At 55.9% G+C, this 21,730-nt stretch carries 18 protein-coding genes and 3 pseudogenes; 16 read left to right on the forward strand and 5 right to left on the reverse strand.

Going from position 1 to position 21,730, the window contains the following annotated elements; translation table 11 throughout:
- Positions 1-178: 178 nt before the first annotated feature.
- Positions 179-406, reverse strand: a complete 228-nt coding sequence (locus CCGE531_RS34570; RefSeq protein ID WP_154668707.1) for a hypothetical protein — start codon at positions 404-406, stop codon at positions 179-181.
- Between the two features lie 986 nt (positions 407-1,392).
- Between CCGE531_RS34570 and CCGE531_RS30880 the strand changes: the two genes are divergently transcribed.
- Positions 1,393-1,860: a helix-turn-helix domain-containing protein gene (locus tag CCGE531_RS30880; RefSeq protein ID WP_004125932.1), complete on the forward strand. Its 468-nt coding sequence runs from the start codon at positions 1,393-1,395 to the stop codon at positions 1,858-1,860.
- A 265-nt stretch (positions 1,861-2,125) separates the two neighbouring features.
- Here CCGE531_RS30880 and repC read toward each other — a convergent pair whose 3' ends face one another.
- Both repC and CCGE531_RS30895 read right to left on the reverse strand, forming a co-directional pair.
- Positions 2,126-3,424 carry a plasmid replication protein RepC gene (gene repC / locus CCGE531_RS30885; protein WP_120670783.1) on the reverse strand — a complete coding sequence of 433 codons (1,299 nt, stop codon included), beginning with the start codon at positions 3,422-3,424 and terminating at the stop codon, positions 2,126-2,128.
- Positions 3,425-4,293: 869 nt separating this feature from the next.
- Positions 4,294-4,755, reverse strand: a complete 462-nt coding sequence (locus CCGE531_RS30895) for a hypothetical protein (RefSeq protein ID WP_004125939.1) — start codon at positions 4,753-4,755, stop codon at positions 4,294-4,296.
- An 882-nt stretch (positions 4,756-5,637) separates the two neighbouring features.
- Here CCGE531_RS30895 and CCGE531_RS30900 point away from each other — a divergent pair.
- Positions 5,638-6,183, forward strand: a complete 546-nt coding sequence (locus tag CCGE531_RS30900) for a helix-turn-helix transcriptional regulator (RefSeq protein ID WP_120670785.1) — start codon at positions 5,638-5,640, stop codon at positions 6,181-6,183.
- A 266-nt stretch (positions 6,184-6,449) separates the two neighbouring features.
- Positions 6,450-6,662, forward strand: coding sequence for a hypothetical protein (locus CCGE531_RS30905; protein WP_004125950.1), 213 nt, complete (start codon positions 6,450-6,452; stop codon positions 6,660-6,662).
- 429 nt (positions 6,663-7,091) lie between these two features.
- On the opposite strand, the gene CCGE531_RS30915 is transcribed toward CCGE531_RS30905, so the two are convergent.
- Positions 7,092-8,018: a LysR family transcriptional regulator gene (locus tag CCGE531_RS30915; protein ID WP_004125953.1), complete on the reverse strand. Its 927-nt coding sequence runs from the start codon at positions 8,016-8,018 to the stop codon at positions 7,092-7,094.
- A 327-nt stretch (positions 8,019-8,345) separates the two neighbouring features.
- Here CCGE531_RS30915 and CCGE531_RS30920 point away from each other — a divergent pair, with 327 nt between their 5' ends.
- From CCGE531_RS30920 to CCGE531_RS30975, 12 genes and pseudogenes are all read left to right on the forward strand, one after another.
- Positions 8,346-8,936: a NodA family N-acyltransferase gene (locus CCGE531_RS30920; RefSeq protein WP_004125955.1), complete on the forward strand. Its 591-nt coding sequence runs from the start codon at positions 8,346-8,348 to the stop codon at positions 8,934-8,936.
- Positions 8,933-9,592: a chitooligosaccharide deacetylase NodB gene (gene nodB / locus CCGE531_RS30925; RefSeq protein WP_004125963.1), complete on the forward strand. Its 660-nt coding sequence runs from the start codon at positions 8,933-8,935 to the stop codon at positions 9,590-9,592. The genes CCGE531_RS30920 and nodB overlap by 4 nt, the downstream gene beginning before the upstream one ends.
- Positions 9,593-9,603: 11 nt before the next feature.
- On the forward strand, positions 9,604-10,962 hold the full coding sequence (gene nodC / locus CCGE531_RS30930; protein WP_120670787.1) for a chitooligosaccharide synthase NodC: 1,359 nt from the start codon (positions 9,604-9,606) through the stop codon (positions 10,960-10,962).
- Complete coding sequence (gene nodS, locus CCGE531_RS30935; protein WP_120670789.1) at positions 10,880-11,596, forward strand: nodulation methyltransferase NodS; 717 nt, start codon at positions 10,880-10,882, stop codon at positions 11,594-11,596. Before nodC ends, nodS begins: the two co-directional genes overlap by 83 nt.
- A gap of 35 nt (positions 11,597-11,631) precedes the next feature.
- The gene (nodU, locus tag CCGE531_RS30940; RefSeq protein ID WP_120670791.1) at positions 11,632-13,359 is read left to right on the forward strand and encodes a nodulation protein NodU; all 1,728 of its coding nucleotides are present in this window, start codon (positions 11,632-11,634) and stop codon (positions 13,357-13,359) included.
- Positions 13,347-14,261, forward strand: coding sequence for a nodulation factor ABC transporter ATP-binding protein NodI (nodI, locus tag CCGE531_RS30945; protein WP_004125976.1), 915 nt, complete (start codon positions 13,347-13,349; stop codon positions 14,259-14,261). Before nodU ends, nodI begins: the two co-directional genes overlap by 13 nt.
- Before the next feature lie 3 nt (positions 14,262-14,264).
- Complete coding sequence (locus tag CCGE531_RS30950; RefSeq protein WP_004125979.1) at positions 14,265-15,050, forward strand: ABC transporter permease; 786 nt, start codon at positions 14,265-14,267, stop codon at positions 15,048-15,050.
- Positions 15,051-15,082: 32 nt separating this feature from the next.
- Positions 15,083-15,516: pseudogene (locus CCGE531_RS30955) on the forward strand (aldo/keto reductase); the annotation flags it as partial.
- A gap of 118 nt (positions 15,517-15,634) precedes the next feature.
- Entirely contained in the window at positions 15,635-16,384 is a 750-nt protein-coding gene (locus tag CCGE531_RS30960; protein ID WP_004125985.1) for a sulfotransferase, read from the forward strand.
- A gap of 5 nt (positions 16,385-16,389) precedes the next feature.
- Positions 16,390-17,289: a sulfate adenylyltransferase subunit CysD gene (gene cysD / locus CCGE531_RS30965; protein WP_120670793.1), complete on the forward strand. Its 900-nt coding sequence runs from the start codon at positions 16,390-16,392 to the stop codon at positions 17,287-17,289.
- Positions 17,289-19,186 (forward strand): annotated as a pseudogene (gene cysC / locus CCGE531_RS30970) (adenylyl-sulfate kinase). Before cysD ends, cysC begins: the two are co-directional and overlap by 1 nt.
- 144 nt (positions 19,187-19,330) lie before the next feature.
- The gene (locus CCGE531_RS30975; RefSeq protein ID WP_004125998.1) at positions 19,331-19,651 is read left to right on the forward strand and encodes a hypothetical protein; all 321 of its coding nucleotides are present in this window, start codon (positions 19,331-19,333) and stop codon (positions 19,649-19,651) included.
- A 50-nt stretch (positions 19,652-19,701) separates the two neighbouring features.
- On the opposite strand, the gene CCGE531_RS30980 is transcribed toward CCGE531_RS30975, so the two are convergent.
- Positions 19,702-19,956, reverse strand: a complete 255-nt coding sequence (locus CCGE531_RS30980; RefSeq protein WP_120670795.1) for a DUF982 domain-containing protein — start codon at positions 19,954-19,956, stop codon at positions 19,702-19,704.
- Positions 19,957-20,437: 481 nt separating this feature from the next.
- On the opposite strand from CCGE531_RS30980, the pseudogene CCGE531_RS30985 reads away from it, so the two are divergent.
- Positions 20,438-21,724: pseudogene (locus CCGE531_RS30985) on the forward strand (IS701 family transposase); the annotation flags it as partial.
- Positions 21,725-21,730: the final 6 nt, after the last annotated feature.

Raw genomic sequence — 21,730 nt, forward strand, 5'->3', positions numbered from 1 at the left:
AACTTGTTTCAGGTCCTTGTCTGGAACTGATGGCGTGGCCCGTAAACGACGGTCACCTTCCGTCAGGCGCGCTTCAGAGCCTGTCAGCAGGAGTTTTGTGGATCGATGCCGATCCCGTTGGTAACGACATCGGACATTCGGGCATTGGCCTGAACGGCACGACCGTCCCGCATCATCATCAGGAAACCCTCCGCCACCATGCCTGGAGCGAGGGGCCAGGTGCTGCCCCCAACAGGAAGGAGATCAGATCGTAGCGGCTGTCGTCCACCGCGAGATCCAAACCGAGAATGGCTTCTCCGTATTGCCTAATGGCCTCAAGACGCCGGCGCCGGCGGCGTCTGGAAAAGAAAAGAGGTCGCCCTTCGGCTGGATTGATCCGGTGGCTGAGATTATTGGCCGCCACCATGGCCTGTCGTCCCTGCCTGCGAACAGCGCCGTCCGCGAGCGTAGCGGAAGCCGGAACATGTCCCGGCAAGATCGATCGCACCTGCTATTTCGAAGGCCGATGCGGTGTGCGAGCAGGGTCAGCGCGGTGTCGTTACGAACGATGCCGCAGCCCTCAACGGCAGCCTCAGCGGCCTTCGCCGCACGTCCGCTGAGCGTCTCGGCATCGTCAAGCCAGTGGCGCGGGGATGCCGATCCGGCGCGCGATTCAGTCGGGTTCAAGGCCGAGCCCCGATTCAATCCGGGCATTCTTGACGCGTCAATCGGGCACCGCATGGCCGAGACCTACCAGAGAAGACGAGCGCTTCCCTGATTGCCGCCCAGCCCCCAGAAAGCCGCAGTAAGCCTTTCGCTTTGACGCTCTGCGAGCTTTACGATGCGCTCGACGACCGGTTCCGTCATTTAAAGACAGGCACTATCCCGTCCGCTTCGCGCGAGCAAGCCGGCCATCACAAATCGCTTGGTTTTACGCAACAACCGGAGAGGGATAGCCGATAAGGCTCTCTGGGAAAATCATCACCAGGGTACGGTCCTACTTTTCCTGCTAACCAAATGGGATATAAGCGGACACGAAGATGCGCCGACCCTTGGCTCGGCCGTTCACATCGGAACCAATGACGATTGCCGCTGACTTCATTAAGGAGCTTGAAGGATGTATTCGCGAATTCTCGCTGAATTTCAAGGGGATCGTGGTGGTTTGAAAATGGTCCCAGCGAGCAATCGTTTGTCGCTGATTAAATTAGATCGCCGATCTCGCAGCCGTGATTTGACTTCATCGTGCATCGGATTACTGAAGCAAATTGGCTAAGCTCTCTAAAGTTGTTATAACCTGACAATGTTCCCCTCGGAACGGACAGAAGACGACCTCAAAGGGGCAAAGGCAAGCAGTTCAAGTCCGTCCACGGCGATCCACGCTGACCGGCGATTGTTGAAAAATAGGGACAGGCGGTGACGCAAGATCTAGAAAGTTACAAAAGTGCGAGAGGCCTCGTAGATACCACCGATCCGGAAGTCGACAAGCCGATCTACCGCAAGCCCGGTTTTGACGGGAAAGTTGCGACGCTAGGAGATATGGAAGAACTGATCAGCGCATTTTTAAAAAAAACGCGCGAGGCCGAGGGCCTCGCTCGCGCGGATCTTGCGCCAATGCTCGGTCTGTCGACACCCGTGTACGGACGTTACGAGCGGGCGTTTTCAAGGATGACGGTCACCCGAATGATCCATCTCTGTGAAATTCTCGGCTTTATGCCCATAGATATGCTCTTTGAAGCGGCGCCCCATCTTTGGGGGCGCACGCCTGAGGAAGCCGAGGATCGTCTCACTCTGGACCGAATTATCAGAACCCTTCCGAGCGAGGCAAAGCGCGATCTCGTTCGGCTGCTGAAGCGTATGGTGCCTCAAGATAACGGGAGCTAATGAGACATCAATCGCAGGTAAGCTTGGCTGTCTGGTAGGCACTCCGGCAACGGACAGCGTCGGTCTTCACCGCGATCTCGCCGCAAAGTGGTTTTCATGATCATCTTTTTAAAGGAACCAGCGCCACAACTATAGAATCCTGGACCTCACACTCACTCGTTTTCCGGTCGGTCACCGCATGCGCCGACATCGTCGCTCACTTTGATCGTGGCGCATGAACAGTGTCGACTAGAACGCTGCACCGCTTAAGAGCGTGACCCACCAGTTAAGTTTGCCCGGCCATTCGAGTGCTTTGCTCAAGGTCGCGGCGAGCCGCCAGACCGAAGACCGAGCGGGTAAGATACAATCTGCCCGCGGCTGCGCGCTCGGCCATTGCGCGCAGATATCCGCCGGGCGAACTGACCTCCTGCCGATTTGCTTTTTCCAGAATAACTGCCACCGCCACCGCTGCTTGCTGTTCGCCCATTGCCTCCACGGCGCCACGGCGGGCATCCTCTGAGATCCCGACGAAGCGGCACAGCATCGGAGTCAGCCGAACAAACTCCTGGAAGCTCTTGGGAGTGCATCCAAGCTCCGCGAGGGCCGGGGCCGCCCGCAAGACATCCTTAAGCGCGATTAGAGCCTGCCGCTGAGGTTCTCGCTCGCTGACTGAGCCTCGCCAAAGGGTCGCGGTTTCTTCAAAAGCCGAGCTGCTGGCGGCGCTGGCTTTTGGAAAACTGTATTGTCCGACATGAGCCGAACCCTCTCGAACATTACTACTACGTTTTGATTGATAAGGAGGTGTAGTCTGTTTCTGCATGTCGTTTTCGACAGGCACGCATGTCGTTTTCCCTGCGCCGAGTTGGTCTTGAGGTCGCGGGTCAAGCCGCATCAGTCGGTCCATAGACCATTCAAGAAGGACAGTCGCACGACGCAGCATCCGGTTGGATGCTTTGGCAGCAATTCCGATATAATTGCTGATGCGCTCGACCCGGTCGGCAATGCGTTGGCGCATTGTTGCACTTACATCAGCGACAGCAGCGAGGGCACAACGGATATTGCGCAAGGCGCCTCGGTACCGTCGCAAGGCAGCTTCGGTCGCCCTCTTCTCCGCTCGGATGTCTTTTACGAGGCGAGTAAGCTCGCCATATCGCAGGACCAATATTCGAAGATCGACCCCGCATCCATCCGTTATGACGCCATCGCTGTTTCTGACGGGATATCGCTTATAGTTTCCACTGTCCTGCATCGTGATCAAACCCAGATCGAAAAGCTTGGAAAGCATTCGACTGATCCGGCCGGCCGAACGCCCGACCTCAAATGCCAATTGTCGGTTCGATTTGAACACGATTGGCCGCCCCGACGTATCGAAAGTATCGGCGGGGGCGGTGTTGATCAATATTAGCAACAGATGGCTTTCCGTTCCATTTATCAGGCCTGTGCAGGTCAGATTTTGAGCAAGCACAGCCAATTGGGCACGCGTCACCATTCCGATTTCTGCCGATTTTGCCCAGCGCCGGAATTCAGCCCTTTGGGGCGTTATCTTACGGCCGACCGGCCGTTGGCAGGTGGTCATATCTTCCATGTCCTCGTCTCCGTTCGGGACCAGGCAAAGCTCCGCCGTTCACCAAAGTGATGTTTTTTGTTGACAAGGAAGGAAGGGTCTGCGAGAAAGGTTTTGGCTAATTTATTCTCTTACAGACCCGCTTCCGGATTGCTTCGGGAGCGGTTTTTCTTTTTCTGGCCGGTTTTTTCTCTCCATTTCAAACCCGACGCACGCGTCGGGATGTTTGCGGTCGATACGCGAAAAGCATATCCCAACAAATCAATTTGGCGCAAGATATGTACGAGTTTGAGCTGCTACTTGAGGTCGCAGCGGGATAGTGACTAAACTAACGCATTGATTTTATTAATTGTTTTGAAAGTCTAAATGCCATTTCGATACCGTTTCGACCGATCAAATTTGGTTCGCCTTACGGACAAAATTCTCAGATTGGCCGATGCTCGGACATGGAGCCAATGACGCTTGACCGAAAACGCAATGCTCCTCCCGTACTTGACGTTGAGGATCAGCGTGCGAAACGTGGATGGCTGGATGAATAGCGACAGCCCGCTTTCCCAGCTGGTCATCATCGACCCGGGGGCTATCACAAGAGGCGGGAGGATTGTGCCGTGCGTGGTCGACGTAAACTCCATCCCCTCATTTTGGGTTTTGAGATCTGATCTCCTGGAGCAATGATTACCCGAGGTGCGTTGGATCGCCATCTCAGACCTGCAAACGGTGCGCGCGTTTTCCGGAGTTCCCTGAGATCTGCCAGCCTATTTAGCGGCAGCGCCACCGCAGCAAATTCATTAAGGGGTTGCCGCCTGGCAAATGAGTGAGTGAGTTGAAACCGAATACCTAAGCTTTTGCCGCCATGCCCGCGCGATCTTTCGCGAGCGTGGCGGTCGGATTTATTGTATCAAACCGCGATTTTCGCTCTCTTCGAGCACGGGAGAGCGACGATCAATGCGGACTTGCAAGCTTGCCAGTGCCCCGGCAACTATAAGACCCTTTGGCGTCATATCGCCGGCCGTGGCAAAGACTGGATCGAGCACCGGCCGGCAACATCGGAAGCGTGCCGCCGCATCCGCAATCGTGATCAATGGGGCACGATAAGGTTGTCCGCAGTCGCCTCCCACAAGGACAATTTTCCCCGCCAGAGGCTTTGGACAGCCATCAAAGATTGTAAAGGCGGTTAGCCCATCACGCAACGCTTCTTCATCTACGAACAGCGAGTGCATATCGTCAAAGCGGATCATCTCGATTAGCCTGCTACCAATCAAGTCATAGATCGGAGCAATGCTTCCATCCTGAAGCTCAACCGCCCCAAAACGGGCGGTATCCGACTCTAACACGTACACGATATTTTTCATTTGCTTTAGCCTCCTATTTGAAGCGATCTCGTGCCCACAGAGATGAGGGAGAAGGGAGAGCTGTGATACCAACCATAGATAGCGGCGGCGCGACGCAATATGCTGTTCTCATAGGGCGTTGTAAATTGCCGTACGCGCCGATTTGGCACGTGTTTCGCAATCTGGACAGCTTTCCGGGTCGGCTGAAATTCTAAAGATTTGTACTGAAATCAGTTGAATCGAGCTGGTATTTCATAGGATACCTTTAGTGAGAACGCTTGAAGGTGAGCCAAATATATTTTGCGTTTTTTCGGCAAAAAAATGGAAAGCATTATGTCAGTCGACTCATTTTTTGAGCTGAGTATGCAATTTTCAGTAAGCGTAACGCGTGGAGAGCGCTGGATAACCCGATCGCCCGTCCCGACTTGTGACCTCAAAAAAACACGATCTGGAGGAGCCCATCTATGAACGGGTTTCGGCGATCCCCTCTGAGGCTGATGGCCTATCTCGCGTTCCATGTCGATCATCAGACCTAAGCGACAGAGAGCCGCTTCGGGGTCGCAGTGAACAAAAACCACAGGAAAACCACCCTACAGATTCTAGACATGGCATTGATGCGTTTCTCACGATATCGGATCGGTCGGGAACGCCATGCCAGTGCGGTGCGTAACCTGGCGATAGCCAATTTGGTGCGATTGTGTTTTTTCTTGCACCAAGAGAAACCAGTGCCGATTTCAATTATGTATTGAAAAACAATAATAATATGCGAAATTAGTGCACGTTTGACGAATTCGCTTGATAGAAAGATGCGCCAAAAATGATCAAAAATGCAACGTTACAGGTTTTAACCTTAACGTTTTTCCGTATAAAAGAGATCTTGCGCGTTAACCCTCAGTCTCAGCAATGGCAGGTCCATCTTTGAAGCAATGGATTAAAGAACTCGGTTTACAGCAGGTCATTGACCCACGCATAGACAAACCTGTCTATCGGAAGCCTTTTGATGGGCGAATTGTGCTTAGCGCCGAACTGGAAGAACAGATCTGCACCAGTCTTCGCGGCGCCCGCGACAGACGAAAACTGCCTCGATCGAAACTTGCGCCCCTGCTTGGGCTGAGCGAACAGGTTTACGGCCGCTACGAAAATAAGATCTCCCGCCTGACGGTATGCCGGCTAATTCATCTCTGTGAGGTTCTGGACGCCACTCCGGAGGAAATTATCGCGCCAGCAGCACCCCATCTCTGGGGTGGGACTGAAGCAAAAGCGGTTCTGCTATTGGCCTCAATCGAAAAGTTGCGGACCTTGGACGAAGAGACTCTGCGAGATGTTTTCAGCTTGTTAGGTCGCATAGGCGAGACCTGCGGCCAAAATGATGGCCAGACAGTAGGCGATCCTGAATGCCGCAATGGTGTCGAAATCGCAATTGGTAAGCAAATTGACGGCAGCAAATGACCGAAATGCGTTGCGCTAATTGAAGTAAATCCATCGTGACATTTCCCGGCCACTCCTCGAACATGTATTCTGCTGCTTTGTCCGCACTACCTATGGTAAGATATTGACCGACCCGACGCGTTTCGAGCGTCACTGGTAGCGTCCACCAGTGTAGCGTCATCTTCGTTTCTTCCGAACCGCGATGAACTGGGTTCCGACGGAACACAGGGAAGCGCTTCAGTGCGAGTGCCACTTCCCAGGGATGCCGATCTCAGGGAGAAACCAAAATGATATTCACTCAAGCCGACCTTGATATCGCAAATCGCCATATTGCCGAAAGTGAAGAACAGGTTTCACGGCAGGAGCGAAAGGTGACTGTCCTTCGTATGCAACACTTGGATACGGAATTGGCGGAAAACATTCTGACGGTTTTTTACGAAACGCTGCTGATCCATAACGCCAGTCGCGACATGATTGCTGCTCAGCTGAGACAGAAATGATCGCAATGCCTCTCCAGTGTGGTGAAGCATCCAACGGGCATCGGCATAGTTTTCGACGACGTCGGTCTATCAATTGGCGGTTTTCGCATGGCTGGTAACGGAGTGTGGAATGCCGCACCAGAAGTGTGGCTAAGCCGTACCGGTACTTTTCGATATGCGTGTATTCCACCCCTTTTGCACCACCAAGCACATTACCGCTGACCAGAATGTTTACCTGCTGGCGGTACAAGTTCACACACATTGTTATTTTAAACTGGCGTTCTATCGACGGCATCAAAGACATTCCTGCCAATCTGCCTTGCACCGTTCGCCGACATGCCAGATCCGTTGAAAGCCAGGTGCTTCGATGGCCTCTCTTCCCTATAAACTCTAAGCCGATCTTGCGAGTATCCGCATGAGATGGGCTCCAGCAACATTGCTGGCATCCACTCAATGCTCTGCCGACGGGAGGGCAAGGCGCGATGCTTCCTGTAATAAAATCCCGCGCATCCATAGGCTCGCCGGATCACTGTTTTGAAGCGCAGGCCATTGAACGGCCTCTGTGAATGGGGGAAGCGGCAGTGGAAGGTCCATGATCCGAAGGGGCAAAACTTCTGCGAAATGTTGCGCCAGTCGCAACGGCACGGTCGCTATGCGATTGGTATTGGACAGAACGGGCAGGATCATGCTGAAGCCCTGCACGACGACCTCGATACGTCTCTTAAAACCGTGTTCGAGCAAATACCATTCTTCGATTGATGGTCTTCGTGAATTCCCGAATTTGGCCGCGACGTGCCCCATGGACATGTATCTGTCGAATGTAAGCGGCTGTGATAGCTCTTGGTTCCTGCCACAGCCCACGCATACGAGCCTTTCCTCAAACAGTTTCGCTCGAGGATGTCCAGTTGGCATGAACACGTCCGGGAGAATGATAAAATCGACTTCGCCACGGCGCAAAAGCTCGTCGTAATCATCGGCGAGGGGCAGGAATTCGAAGCTCACGCCTGGGGCTTCCCGCGCAGCACGCTTCACGACCTTTTCCATAAACACGAGTGTGAGGAAATCGGAAAGAATGATCCTGAAACGGCGATCCGACTGAAAGGGATCAAACGGCTCCCAGGAAATGATCGAAAGCTGGATATGGAGTAAGGCTTCACGTACGGCCGAAACCAGGCCCTTCGCACGCGGCGTCAGGACAAGTTCGCGACCATTCATCGTAAACAGTTCATCCTCGAAATAGACACGCAATCGGCCCACAGCAGCGCTCATCGCAGGCTGGCTGAGATTGATGCTGCGTGCCGCGGCCGTCAGGTTACGCTCGGTCATCAATGCGTCGAGCGCGACGAGAAGATTTAAGTCCAGTCCTTTGAAGCGCATCTTTTCCTTCATTCAAGATGTGGATGGTTGCCATCCAAACAATCAATTTTACCGATTCGGCATGATGGTGCATGAGGAAAATGTCGATAACCTGACAAGTATGTCGATTAGCAGACGAGTACATCGGCGTAAGCTTACGAACGACCGACGACGGTCGGAAGTATTCAGAGAGTTGATCATCTCAGACGCGAGCGAAATAGAAAGGTTCTACTATAACGATTGTATGCCGTTGCGACCGCCTGGCGCGTATGACGTGGGTAGACGAGCAGTTGCTGCAATCACACGATGTTTCCCTCAGAACTACAGCAGGAAAAAGGAGGTCTTTGCATGCGCTCAAAGGTGCGGTGGAGACTGTGCTGGGAAAACGAGTTGGAACTCGCCGAGCATATCGAGCTCGCCGACTTCTTTCGGATGACCTATGGGCCAACCGGGCCCTTTAATGCAAAACCATTCGAGGGCAGTCGAAGCTGGGCGGGAGCAAGGCCCGAACTTCGTCTCATCGCCTATGATGCTAATGGTGTCGCGGCTCATCTGGGCTTGCTGCGCCGATTTATTAAAATTGGCGCAATTGATCAGTTGGTGGGTGAGCTCGGACTATATGGCGTACGTCCGGATCTCGAGGGATTGGGGATCGGGCATTCAGTTCACGCCATGCTTCCTGTATTGCGCGAACTCGCCGTTCCATTTGCTTTCGGCACCGTTCGGCCCGCATTGCAAAAGCATATCGAAAGGTTCGGCCGTTACGGTCCGGTAACGATCTTATCGGGGATTCGTGTGTCGTCCACTCTACCGGAGGCGCGCCTCGACAAGCCGCCCACACGCATTGACGACGCGCTTGTCATCGTCCTGCCGATTGGAAGATCCATCTCCGATTGGCCTGCCGGCACGGTAATCGATCGGAACGGGCCAGAGCTATGACGCAACTCGATTGCTTATACGAAATGCCCAATGCGTGCGATGACGCCACCGACCGGCCGAGCATCTATCTGACATTTGACGACGGACCTCATCCCTTCTGTACGCCTGAGATTCTAGACGTGCTGGCGCAACATCAGGCGCCCGCAACCTTCTTCGTTATCGGAACTTACGCAGCCGAGCGGCCGAAACTCATCCAACGAATGATCGCCGAAGGGCACAAGGTCGCCAATCACACGATGACCCATCCGGACCTGTCCAATTGCGGTCCCGGCGAAATAGAACATGAGATATCTGAGGCGAGCAGGGCTATCAAGACTGCATGCCCGCAGGCGTCGGTGCAATATATGCGCGCTCCCTACGGGAGCTGGACCCAAGACGTTCTTTCCGTGTCGGCGAGCGCAGGGCTGGCGGCCGTCCATTGGTCTGTGGACCCGCGAGACTGGTCTCGTCCTGGCGTCGATGCCATTGTCGATGCAGTGCTCGCCTCTATCCGTCCCGGGGCAATCGTTCTGTTGCACGACGGATGCCCTCCAAGCGAGGCGAAGCCGAGCGTAGATAGCAGTCTGCGCCGTCATACCATCATGGCACTCTCTCGCATCATCCCAGTCGTGCGCGACCGCGGATTTTTAATCCGCTCGCTTCCTCAACATCACTGAAAGCGATATTCATGAATCTGCTCGACGCAACCAGCACTGCCGCTATCTCGCTTTATGCGATGCTCTCGACGGCTTATAAAAGCATGCAGGTCGTTTATGCTCGGCCAATCGAGGAGCCATCGACCTCTGCAGAGCCCATCGCTTCGGCGCAATGGCCGAGCGTCGATGTCATCATACCCTCCTTCAATGAGGATCCGGGCACACTCTGGGACTGCCTGGAGTCCATCGCGCAGCAAGAATACGCTGGGGATTTGAATGTCTATGTGGTTGATGACGGTTCCAGCAATCGCGACGCCATCACGCCCGTCCACACGGCGTTTGCACGCGATCCAAGATTCACATTCATTCTGCTCAGGGAGAATGTTGGAAAGCGCAAGGCGCAGATAGCAGCGATACGCCGTTCCTCTGGGGATTTGGTCCTCAACGTCGACTCCGACACCATTCTCGCCCCAGACGTCGTCGTGAAACTTGCACTCAAGATGCAAGATCCGGCAGTTGGCGCGGCTATGGGCCAGCTTGCCGCCAGCAACCGCCACGAGACCTGGTTGACCCGTTTGATCGACATGGAATACTGGCTGGCCTGTAATGAGGAGCGCGCGGCACAGGCTCGTTTCGGTGCTGTCATGTGCTGCTGTGGCCCATGCGCCATGTACCGCCGGACTGCGCTTACCATGCTACTCGACCAGTACGAAACGCAAATGTTCCGGGGAAAGCGAAGCGATTTCGGCGAAGATCGTCATCTTACGATTCTCATGTTGAAGGCCGGATTTCGAACCGAATATGTTCCAACCGCCATCGCGGCAACTGTTGTTCCAAACAAGCTGCGCCCTTATCTGCGTCAACAACTTCGCTGGGCACGCAGCACTTTCCGTGACACGTTGCTTGCAATGAACCTTCTGCCTGGTCTTGACCGTTTTCTCACGTTGGACGTCATTGGTCAGAACCTCGGACCGCTCTTGCTCGCCCTATCGGTGCTAACCGGACTAGCGCAGTTCGCGCTCACCGGGACCGTGCCCTGGTGGACATGCCTGATGATCGCATCGATGACCATGATCCGCTGCAGCGTCGCAGCGGTTCGTGCTCGCCAATTTCGATTTATCGGCTTCTCCCTGCATACCTTCATCAACATCTTTTTCCTGCTGCCCTTGAAGGCCTACGCGCTCTGTACGTTGAGCAATAGCGATTGGCTGTCGCGCGGCTCTGCTGCCAAGGCAACAGGCAAGGGTGGAAAGCTGGACGCCATCCAAGACCCGGTTGCTGCATCAAGCCCGAGAGAATCGCAAGAAAATGAAGCTCCGCTTCGCCGGCACAATCTTGCGAGAGATGCTACCAGATCGATGGCATATGACGGCATTTGCACCGACCAGTAATGATCGCTCTATCAAGGTAGACGGCATGAAAACGCACGACAATTATCAACTTTTAAATCGCGAACTGGCTGCAGATGATCCGTGGCGCCTCGACGGAAATCCGTTCGAACGCAAGCGTCACGCGCAAATGCTCCTGCTGTCGCTTGCCCAGGGGCCCATCGCAAATGCACTCGAAGTCGGGTGTGCGGCCGGCGCCTTCACGGAAAAACTGGCGCCCCATTGCCAGCGCCTCACCGTTATCGATGTCGTGCCAGAAGCGATTGATCGAACACGCCGGCGCATGAACAAGCCGGCACATATCAGCTGGGTTGTCTCAGACGTACAACAGTTTTCCTCTGAAGAGCTTTTCGATCTGATCGTGGTTGCAGAAGTTCTTTATTACCTCGGAGACATTGCCGAGATGCGAATGGCAGTTGGGAACCTGCTTCGCATGCTTGCGCCGGGCGGGCATCTGGTCTTCGGCTCGGCTCGCGATGCGAACTGCCAGCGCTGGGGTCATGTTACCGGCGCTGAGACGGTCATTGCCATTCTCACCGAAATGTTGGTCGAGGTAGAGCGTCTTGAGTTACAGGGGGACTCGGACAACGAAGACTGCTTGCTCGTCCGTTTCCGCAATCCGGTTTCCTCTTCCTAATCAATTGAAGTTTCGAGCTTAGACATGGAGACACTATGCGCATCTGTGGTATAAAGCTGACCCATGACGGGGCGATCGCCCTTATCGAGGACGGACGGCTAGTCTTCTGCATTGAGCAGGAGAAGCAAGACAACAATCGCCGATACCAAACCATCGACAATCTCGACGCAATTGTCACCGCGTTGGCGGAACACGGTCTTAATCCAAGCGACGTCGATCAGTTCGTCATCGACGGATGGGATGGTGAGATCGAGTCGCGTTTCCAGGTCCTCAGCGGCGCGGCTCCCGTCACTCTCACGGGGGCGCCCTACGTTGAACGCCACCCCGACGGTCTTCTCGATTCGCTCGACGGCTCCGGCCTTATTCTCGACGACCGGGTTCTTTCTTATAAGAGCTATCCGCATGTTACCGGCCATGTGGCCTCCGCATACTGCACCAGTCCATTCGCCAAGGCTGGTGAAGCCGCGTTCTGCCTGGTATGGGGTGGCTGCATCTTCCCGCGCCTCTATCACGTCGATGGCCACGGAGCGCGGTTCCTTGAGTCCTTATTCCCGATGATAGGGCAAGCTTACGCTGCCGCGGGCCATTACTTCGGGCCATATAAGCAGCCAAGCCGCGCGGGCTGGGACCTCGGTGTCGCCGGCAAGCTGATGGCCTATATCGCGCTTGGCTCGATTGATGAAGACATCGTCGCGGTGTTCGAAGAGCTCTACGAGGAGCACTTTTCAGGCGATGCCGAGCGAGCCTGTCGCTATCGCGCAAACATCAACGACGCTGAATCTTCCCTTATAGCCGTACATGACTTCTTCGATGCCAGCGTGGTCCGATTGGAGGATAAGGCGCCCGAAAACGTGCTTGCATCATTCCATTCTTTCCTGGAGCTTCTCTTAGTCCGTGAAATGGCGCTTGCCATGCAGCGCCACTCACTGCCAGGGCCGCGTAATTTATGCATAGCCGGCGGCTGTGGTCTCAACATCAAATGGAACAGTGCACTGCGCGAGACGGGCCTGTTCGATGCCGTCTGGGTTCCGCCATTTCCGAACGACAGTGGTTCTGCAATCGGTGCCGCCTGCAGCGCCATGGCGGCGCATGAAGGCTTTGTGCCGCTGGAGTGGTCGGTCTACAGCGGCCCGGCTTTGAAAAACGGCGATGCGCCGCCCGGATGGGAGGCTGCCCCGTGCAGCATATTAGAACTCGCCACGATCCTCGCCAGCAATAAGCCCGTTGTCTTTCTTGCCGGGCGCGCCGAGCTCGGACCCCGGGCGCTCGGAGGCAGAAGCATTCTCGCAGCCGCGACGTCGCCGCAAATGAAAGACTATCTCAACGAAGTCAAATTTCGCGAACACTTCCGGCCGGTGGCGCCAATATGCCTGGAGGACCTCGCGCCGGATATATTCAGTCCCGGAACGCCCGATCCCTACATGCTGTTCGACCACCAGACGCGCCCGGAGTGGAAGGACAAGATTCCCGCTGTCGTCCATCTCGACGGATCTGCACGTTTGCAAACCATTTCCAGGAGCTCTGAACACGCAGTTACCGAACTCCTCATCGAGTATGAAAAACTCACAGGCATTCCGCTGCTTTGCAACACGAGTGCCAACCTCCATGGACGGGGCTTCTTCCCGGATGCTGCCGCAGCCTGCGAATGGGGACGCATCGACCATGTATGGTGCAACGGCGTGCTCTTCACCAAGGAGCGGGTCGCCGAATTGGCGCCAGTTGGCGTCGCAGACAACATGAAGATGAGCACATGTCCACGGTAGCAATCGAACTTGCCGGTGTCACGAAGTCTTACGGCGAAAGGACCGTCGTCGACGGGCTGTCGTTTTCCGTTGGAGCGGGAGAATGCTTTGGCCTGCTCGGGCCGAACGGCGCGGGAAAAAGCACAATCGCGCGAATGGTTCTCGGCATGACTCTTCCTGATTCCGGCAAGATCAGCGTGCTCGGTGTACCCGTGCCGGCGCGCGCCCGCTTGGCACGCAGGCGCATCGGCGTCGTCCCTCAGTTCGACAACCTCGACGCCGAATTCACTGTGCGCGAAAATCTTGTGGTGTTCGGACGCTATTTCGGCATGAGCACACGCGAGGTCGAAAAGGTTATCCCGTCACTGCTCGAGTTCGCGCGCCTTGAGAGCAAGGCGCATGCACGCGTTTCCGAGCTGTCCGGCGGCATGAAGCGGCGCCTGACACTGGCGCGTGCGCTGATCAACGACCCGCAGCTGCTTGTCATGGATGAGCCGACGACGGGCCTTGATCCGCATGCGCGCCACTTGATCTGGGAGCGCCTGCGGGCACTTCTGGCGCGCGGCAAGACAATTATCTTGACCACCCACTTCATGGAAGAAGCTGAGCGTTTGTGCGATCGCCTGTGCGTCATCGAGAAGGGACGCATCATCGCCGAGGGCCGCCCGCATGCGCTTGTCGACGAGCAGATCGGCTGCCAGGTGATCGAAATATACGGCGGCAATCCGCATGAACTGCATTCAGCGATCCGGCCATATGCGCAACGGTTCGAGGTGAGCGGCGAGACGCTCTTTTGTTACGCGTCCGATCCGGAGCCGGTCTTGGCGCAACTGCGCGGGCGAACGGGCCTGCGTCTTTTGCAGCGGCCACCGAATCTGGAGGATGTTTTTTTGCGGCTGACCGGGCGCGAGATGGAGAAATGAATGATGGGTGAAGGTTATGCGACAACGCTGCCGGCTAACGCTTGGAACTGGATTGCGGTTTGGCGCCGCAACTATCTGGCATGGAAGAAGGTTGCGCTTGCGTCGATACTCGGGAATCTCGCCGATCCCATGATCTACCTGTTCGGTCTCGGTTACGGCCTCGGCATAATGGTCGGTCGCGTGGACGGGGCTCCATATATCGCGTTTCTGACGGGCGGCATGGTTGCGGCAAGTTCCATGACATCTGCTACCTTCGAAACGATTTATGCGGCTTTCGCTCGCATGCAATCTCACCGCTGGGAAGCAATCCTATACACACAACTGACGCTCGGCGATGTCATTCTCGGCGAATTGGCATGGGCGGCCACCAAGGCGTTTCTGGCCGGGACGGGAATTTTGATCGTCGCCACTATGCTCGGCTATGCGGCGTGGACGTCGATCCCCTGCGTGCTGCCGGTTATTGCGCTAACAGGGTTTGCATTCGCGAGCGTGGCCATGGTCGTCGTGGCACTCGCACCCAGTTACGACTATTTCATTTTCTACCAGACGCTCGTCCTCACGCCGATGTTGTTCCTCTGCGGCGCGGTCTTTCCGGTCGCGCAACTGCCGGGCGGATTTCAGGAAATGGCGCAGTTGCTGCCGCTCGCACATGCGATCGACCTCATTCGTCCAGCAATGCTCGGCCGGCCGGCGGAAAGCGTCGGCCTGCATGTCGGTGCGCTCTGCCTTTACGCGGCATTGCCGTTCTTCCTTTCGGCAACGCTTCTGCGGCGCCGTCTGATGCCCTGAAGCCGTGACCGCTTACGAAACGGAGTGATGAAATGCAGTATCGCGGACTCGGCCGCAGCGGCCTGAAAGTAAGCGCGTTCGGCTTGGGTACGATGGGCTGGGGAGAGCAGAACACGGAAGCCGAGGCACGCGCGCAACTCGGGGCGGCTCTCGATGTAGGCGTAAACTTTGTCGACACGGCGGAGATGTATCCTGTACCACCGCGCGTCGGGACGACGGTCTCTCGGCGCGCTATATCGACAGTTGGCTGCGCAAAACCGGCCGCAGGCAGGATGTGGTGCTTTCGACCAAAGCGGTCGGTCCCGTCCGGCCAGCCAAAGCAAACCTGCCCTATATCCTGGACGGCCGCGTCAGCTACACGCGCGCAAACCTTTTCGAAGCAGTCGATGCCAGCCTTCAAAGGCTGCAGACGGATCATACCGATCTGTTTCAGCTGCACTGGCCAGACCGCAGTACGAACGTCTTTCAATAGCCTGGCGTAAAGAACCAGCCGGAGAGCCCTTACGCTCGTCGGCGCAACGGCGAAGTTCTTGTGCGGGCGCCATCCCCACCTTTGTGATCAATAACAGTTGGAAACATGCGCAATGATCCATTCCCTACCGTCGCCGGAGCCATTTGTAATCCTTGCGATGCCGCGAACTGGGACGCACTATCTCGAAGCGTTGCTGAACGATCATCCAAATATCTTGAGCAACGGTGAGTTGCTCAACAGCTATGATGAAAATTGGCCCGATAAGGATCGCCTGAGGCACAGCGATCGCGAGCTTCTCGAGCTCGCCTACATGCGCTATCCACCAGCCAAGAAGAAGGTGACGCATGTCGGCTGTAAAATTAACGAGCCTCAATTTTATGAGCGTCCAGGCTTTTTCGACGAATTGGCTCGCTGGCAAGGCCTCAAAGTCATTTTGCTTACTCGCAATACATTGGAATCCCTACGATCGCTGGTGCAGGCAAGGCAAACGGGTCAGTGGCTGAAATTCAGCCCGGACCGTAATGAGCCCCCAAGTGTCTCGCTGTCAGTGAACGAATGCGAAGCCTATTTCAAAGCTGCCGACGATTTCCATGCGCGGGTCAAGGATGCGTTTGATCCGAGCAAACTGCTGATGATCGAATACCAGGATCTTCTTCTTAAACCGAGCGCATGCCTGGCAGCCGTTTTGGCCTTCCTGGGAGCTCCCGCGCATCGGTTTTCCAATCGCGCCACCATTCAACGGCAGGAAACACGCTCGCTCGCTCGCTCGCTGCGGAATTTTGTAGAGCTACGGCGGCACTTTGCAGGCGGCCCCTACGCGAAGTTCTTCGAGCTTGACGACGCATCGGCTCCGCAAGGATAAATGAGATGTCTTTCGACAATCTGCGATACCTCGAATCCGAAGCCATCCATATCATTCGGGAGGTCGCTGCGACCTTTTCCAATCCGGTAGTGCTCTATTCCATCGGAAAGGACTCCTCCGTTTTATTGCATCTCGCAATGAAGGCGTTCTTCCCGGGAAAACCGCCCTTTCCCTTTCTTCATGTGGACACCCGGTGGAAGTTTCGGGAGATGATCGATTTCCGCGACCGCATGATGCGGGAAATGGACCTGAAATTGATTGTCCACGTCAATCAGGATGGCATCGATCAGGGTATCAGCCCGTTTCGAGACGGCTCCAACGTGCACACGCACATGATGAAGACCATGGCGCTGCGCCAGGCGTTGGACAAATTCAGTTTCGATGCTGCGCTCGCAGGCGCACGCCGCGACGAGGAAAAATCGCGAGCCAAAGAGCGGATCTTTTCCATTCGCAACGCACAGCATGCTTGGGATCCGAAACGCCAGCGTCCGGAGATGTGGAGAACCTACAATACGCGTGTCAGCGCAGGCGAAACGATGCGCGTCTTTCCGCTTTCCAACTGGACGGAACTCGACGTCTGGGAATACATCCAAAAGGAAAACATCCCGGTCGTGCCACTCTATTTCGCGGCGCCGCGGCCCGTCGTTCAGCGCGGTGCGGCGATGATCATGGTCGATGACGAGCGCATGCCGCTTGAGCCCGACGAAACGGTCACGCAGCGCATGATCCGTTTCCGTACGCTCGGCTGCTACCCTTTGACGGGCGCGATCGAATCCAGTGCGGAGACGGTGCCGGAAATCCTGCGCGAGATCGTGGAGGCACGCACCTCCGAAAGACAGAGCCGGCTGATCGATTTCGACGAGGCCGGCGCAATGGAGAAGAAGAAGCGGGAAGGGTACTTCTGATGCCATATCCTTTTTCGATATCGCCGCATGACATGGAAGAGCATCTGGTCCAAGAGGACAAAGGACCGGTTCTTCGATTCATTACCTGCGGTTCGGTCGATGACGGCAAATCGACCTTGATCGGGCGACTGCTCTGCGATGCGCAACTGGTCTTCGAAGACCAATTGGCAGACCTTCGCCACGGGGGCATCCGCGGCGGCAATGGCGAGGAAATCGATTTCTCTCTGGTGCTCGACGGCCTTGAGGCGGAGCGCGAACAGGGCATCACCATAGATGTTGCCTATCGCTATTTCTCCACGTCGAAGCGCAAGTTCATCGTTGCCGACACGCCAGGCCACTTCGAATATACGCGCAACATGGCGACGGGCGCATCAACTGCCGACCTTGCCGTCATCCTCGTCGACAGCCGCCAAGGCATACTCCAGCAAACACGCAGGCATTCCTATCTCGCCTCGCTTCTCGGCATTCGCCATGTCGTCCTGGCTGTGAACAAGATCGATCTCATCGATTTCAGCGAGCCGATATTTGATGCCATTGTGGCCGAATACGTGCGCTTCTCGGCGAAGCTGGGTTTTGCCAGCGTAATGGCCATTCCGATGTCCGCCCGCTTCGGAGACAATGTTGTTTCGAAATCGGGGAAATTACCCTGGTATCAAGGCTCCCCGCTTCTTGAATATCTGGAAACGGTGGAACTCGACGCACCTGACAGGCAAGAACCCTTTCGTTTTCCTGTTCAGCTCGTCATGCGGCCGAATGCGGATTTTCGAGCTACGCGGGCCGGATCGCATCCGGAAAAATTGCGGTCGGCGATCCGGTGATCGTTGCAAAATCAGGTCTGCGATCGTCGGTCAGGGCGATCATTGCCCCTGATGGCAACCAGATATCTGCCGCAGAAGGGGAACCGGTAACCTTGGTTCTTGCCGACGAGGTAGATGTCTCGAGGGGCGACATGCTGGTTGACCCCGCCTCAAGACCTTTTGTCTCGGACCAATTTCAGGCGCATCTTATTTGGTTCGATGCCAATCCGATGCTCCCCGGACGAAGCTATCTCTTGCGGACGGAGACGGACAGTGTCAGCGCCACGGTGACTGTGCTCAAGCACCAACTAAATGTCGACAGCTTCGTTCGCGAACCGGCCAAACTGCTTCAGATGAACGAGGTGGGCGTCTGCAACATCATGACGCAACGACCGATCGTCTTTGACGCCTACAAGGAAAATAGGTCAACCGGCAATTTCATCATCGTCGATAGGGTAAGCAGCGCGACCGTCGGCGCCGGCATGATTGATTTCCCGCTTCGTCGTGCCGACAACGTTCATTGGCAGGCGCTCGACGTCGACAAGGCCGCGCGGTCGGCTCTCAAGAACCAAAAGCCTGCTGTCCTTTGGCTCACCGGTCTGTCCGGTTCGGGCAAGTCGACGATCGCCAATGCACTCGAAGCGCTTCTGCATACTTGCGGCAAGCATACCTATCTATTGGACGGAGATAACGTACGCCACGGGCTTAATCGTGACCTTGGCTTTACCGCAGTTGATCGGGTCGAGAACATACGCCGCGTCGCTGAGGTCGCCAAGTTGATGGCGGACGCAGGGCTGATCGTAATTTGCTCCTTCATCTCGCCCTTCCGAGACGAGCGGCGTATGGCGCGCGAGCTCATGGGCGAAGGCGAGTTCATCGAAATCTTTGTTGACACGCCTTTAGACGAATGTGCGCGCCGAGATCCGAAAGGGCTTTATAAGAAGGCCTTTGCCGGAAACATTGCCAATTTCACCGGCGTCTCGTCTCCCTATGAGGCTCCGGAGAATCCGGAACTTCACCTCAAAACCATGGGCCAGGAGCCAGCGAGGTTAGCGCTTCAGATAGAAGAGTTCCTTCGAAGCCGAATGGAGGAGAAATAGCTCACTGGCCCAGTGCAGACAGGAATTTTAGCAACTGAGAGCCTGTCAACAGGGGAGGGCCGAAAATCTCCTGCAGCTGCTTCGCTGAGAAGAGTAGCCGGCCAGGCCAGCGGGTGCTGGCGTTTCACCAGCTTTACGGACCATATGACGGCAGCCTACCGAGAATACACCTTCAAATACTGGATGGACACTCATCGCAGCGAGGAAATCTTCTTCGTCCTGCAGGTCCAGAAGGTTATGCCAAAAACCTTCGTTGCATTTGGCTCCTGCCGGTACGTGGAGGAAGGGGAGAGGCTTCCCCGATCTCACATCATCGCTGATTGCAAGTCGGAAGCTGATGCGCTCGCCTTACGCGATCGGTTCTTCGCCATACGAGTCGATACGGGCAAGACTATCGAAAAGGAGATGTATCGGCGCGTTGATAAGTTCGCAGCGCGCGCAGAGGGGAAGACGCGAAGACGCTGAAGAAAAACCTATCGCTGCCTCCCACATATATTCGGGAGGCAGGCATGACCTCACCGGCCGTACACAAAGACCCCATCCTCTCGGGCCGCCTTAATGATCGCCTCTCGCACTTCTTCGGCAGTTATTCTGCCCTCATGGGCTGCAAGAACCGCTCTCTTGGCGTCTTCATAGGCTTCGCCGGTATTCTCTGCCGGCCATTCGTTGAGCAGGAAATCGGCAGCGCGCTCGGCGCTGTTGATCGCGACCGCTCTGCCGGCCTGTCTCGTTTCCAGCATCAGAGTTTTATCCCACCATTGTCTGGTCATGGCATTATTCCTCCGCAATCAAAACTGGCGATCAGATGCTTGGTTCCAAGGAGGGCGGCGTGATGCTCATCTTCGAAAGATCCTGTATTCGCATTCGGGTACCCCTCGCACATGCAGGGTTCGCTTATCGCCTACGTGTTTCCAGAATCTCTTTTTGTCCGCTACGCGACTATCTGCGAGGCCTTGGCGCCGACGTCAGGCTTTCAAGACTGATCGAGAGGCGGCTTTCATGCGCAACAGTTGATTGGCAGCCGCGTCAAGTTCCGTTCGCAGGGATCCGACATGGCGTCGACATTGTTCATGATCTAGAAGGCGGCAGTCGGTTCCGCAAGAACGACGAGCGCGGAAATTCATCATCCGCCCGCCATGCTCGGTCCGCCGCAAAGCGCCCAGGGCTCCCCGTAGCTAGCACTACTTTGGCAGATTAACCCGCAGTTAACGATGATTGGTCATCTTGAGCCCTTTAGCAGGGGTGTAGAGGATGGCGGAACTGGATGTTGCACTGGCGGATTGGCTGAAGCCGTTCGTTGAAAAGCTTGGTCATAAGAAGCGGCGGCAGATGTGCCCGGTTTATATTTCGGGCCTGATCGGTCCGGGCGATCGCAAGAGCATTGAACCGATGGCCGAACGCCTTGCACCCGAGCACTATGATCGCCTGCATCATTTCATCTCGGACGGCATTTGGGATGCCGGTCCACTTGAGGCGGAATTGGCAGTGCAGGCGGACAAGATTGTCGGGGCTTCAGATGCGTTTCTGGTGATCGACGACACAGGCCTGCCGAAGAAGGGCGACCATTCTGTTGGGGTCGCGCCACAGTATGCGTCGATGCTCGGCAAGCGCGCCAATTGCCAGACGCTGGTGTCGTTGACGCTGGCCCGCGACGAGGTTCCCGTCCCAGTGGGCTTACGGCTGTTCCTGCCCGAGAGTTGGACCAGCGATCAGGATCGGATGGCAAAGGCTGGGGTTCCCGAGCCGATGCGCCTATCTCGCACCAAACCCGAAATCGCGCTCAGAGAAATCGATCGACTGATTGCCGCGGGCGTGCGGTTTGGCACCGTGCTGGCCGACGCCGGCTACGGTCTGTCGGCTGCGTTTCGCCAAGGATTGAGCGCACGCGGCCTGACCTGGGCTGTCGGCATTCCCAAGCATCAGAAGGTTTATCCTCATGATGTTGCACTGATCTTTCCTGTCGCTGGCCATGGAAGGCCCCGCAAGCATTCGATCCCCGACACCCTATCGACAGCAGCCGAAACGATCCTGGAAGGAGCCGTCTGGAAGAAGATCAGTTGGCGACACGGCACGAAAGGTCGCCTGACCGCACGCTTTGCTGCCCTACGCATTCGCATTGCTGACGGCAACCCGCAACGCATCCTCGACAAGGGGCAGCAGCACATGCCGGGCGAGGAAGCATGGCTCGTTGGTGAATGGCGCTCAAACGACGAGCGCAAGTATTATCTCTCCAATCTGCCGGCAGATACGACCTTGAAAGCTCTCGCGGCTGCCATCAAAGCGCGATGGGTTTGCGAGCAGGCCCATCAGCAGATGAAGGAAGAACTCGGTCTCGACCACTTCGAGGGTCGATCATGGCAAGGTCTGCATCGACACGCACTGATGACAATGATCGCTTATGCCTTCCTGCAGCATCAGCGCCTACACAAGGCAAAGCGGGAAAAAAAGGAAGAAACATGGCCCGCCTAAACCGACACTGCCAGCCATCCGCCGCGCGGTCATAAACGCGCTTTTGCCACCAGCAGTTCCAGAGCGATGTCCACA

This window comes from Rhizobium sp. CCGE531 (genome assembly GCF_003627795.1).
Taxonomy (GTDB): domain Bacteria; phylum Pseudomonadota; class Alphaproteobacteria; order Rhizobiales; family Rhizobiaceae; genus Rhizobium.

Excerpts from the sequence above, each read along its gene's own strand:
- CCGE531_RS34570 (WP_154668707.1), bottom strand. The coding sequence starts at position 406 with ATGGTGGCGGCCAATAATCTCAGCCACCGGATCAATCCAGCCGAAGGG.
- repC (WP_120670783.1), bottom strand. The coding sequence starts at position 3,424 with ATGGAAGATATGACCACCTGCCAACGGCCGGTCGGCCGTAAGATAACG.
- CCGE531_RS30895 (WP_004125939.1), bottom strand. The coding sequence starts at position 4,755 with ATGAAAAATATCGTGTACGTGTTAGAGTCGGATACCGCCCGTTTTGGG.
- CCGE531_RS30900 (WP_120670785.1), top strand. The coding sequence starts at position 5,638 with ATGGCAGGTCCATCTTTGAAGCAATGGATTAAAGAACTCGGTTTACAG.
- CCGE531_RS30905 (WP_004125950.1), top strand. The coding sequence starts at position 6,450 with ATGATATTCACTCAAGCCGACCTTGATATCGCAAATCGCCATATTGCC.
- CCGE531_RS30915 (WP_004125953.1), bottom strand. The coding sequence starts at position 8,018 with ATGCGCTTCAAAGGACTGGACTTAAATCTTCTCGTCGCGCTCGACGCA.
- CCGE531_RS30920 (WP_004125955.1), top strand. The coding sequence starts at position 8,346 with ATGCGCTCAAAGGTGCGGTGGAGACTGTGCTGGGAAAACGAGTTGGAA.
- nodB (WP_004125963.1), top strand. The coding sequence starts at position 8,933 with ATGACGCAACTCGATTGCTTATACGAAATGCCCAATGCGTGCGATGAC.
- nodC (WP_120670787.1), top strand. The coding sequence starts at position 9,604 with ATGAATCTGCTCGACGCAACCAGCACTGCCGCTATCTCGCTTTATGCG.
- nodS (WP_120670789.1), top strand. The coding sequence starts at position 10,880 with ATGAAGCTCCGCTTCGCCGGCACAATCTTGCGAGAGATGCTACCAGAT.
- nodU (WP_120670791.1), top strand. The coding sequence starts at position 11,632 with ATGCGCATCTGTGGTATAAAGCTGACCCATGACGGGGCGATCGCCCTT.
- nodI (WP_004125976.1), top strand. The coding sequence starts at position 13,347 with ATGTCCACGGTAGCAATCGAACTTGCCGGTGTCACGAAGTCTTACGGC.
- CCGE531_RS30950 (WP_004125979.1), top strand. The coding sequence starts at position 14,265 with ATGGGTGAAGGTTATGCGACAACGCTGCCGGCTAACGCTTGGAACTGG.
- CCGE531_RS30960 (WP_004125985.1), top strand. The coding sequence starts at position 15,635 with ATGATCCATTCCCTACCGTCGCCGGAGCCATTTGTAATCCTTGCGATG.
- cysD (WP_120670793.1), top strand. The coding sequence starts at position 16,390 with ATGTCTTTCGACAATCTGCGATACCTCGAATCCGAAGCCATCCATATC.
- CCGE531_RS30975 (WP_004125998.1), top strand. The coding sequence starts at position 19,331 with ATGACGGCAGCCTACCGAGAATACACCTTCAAATACTGGATGGACACT.
- CCGE531_RS30980 (WP_120670795.1), bottom strand. The coding sequence starts at position 19,956 with ATGACCAGACAATGGTGGGATAAAACTCTGATGCTGGAAACGAGACAG.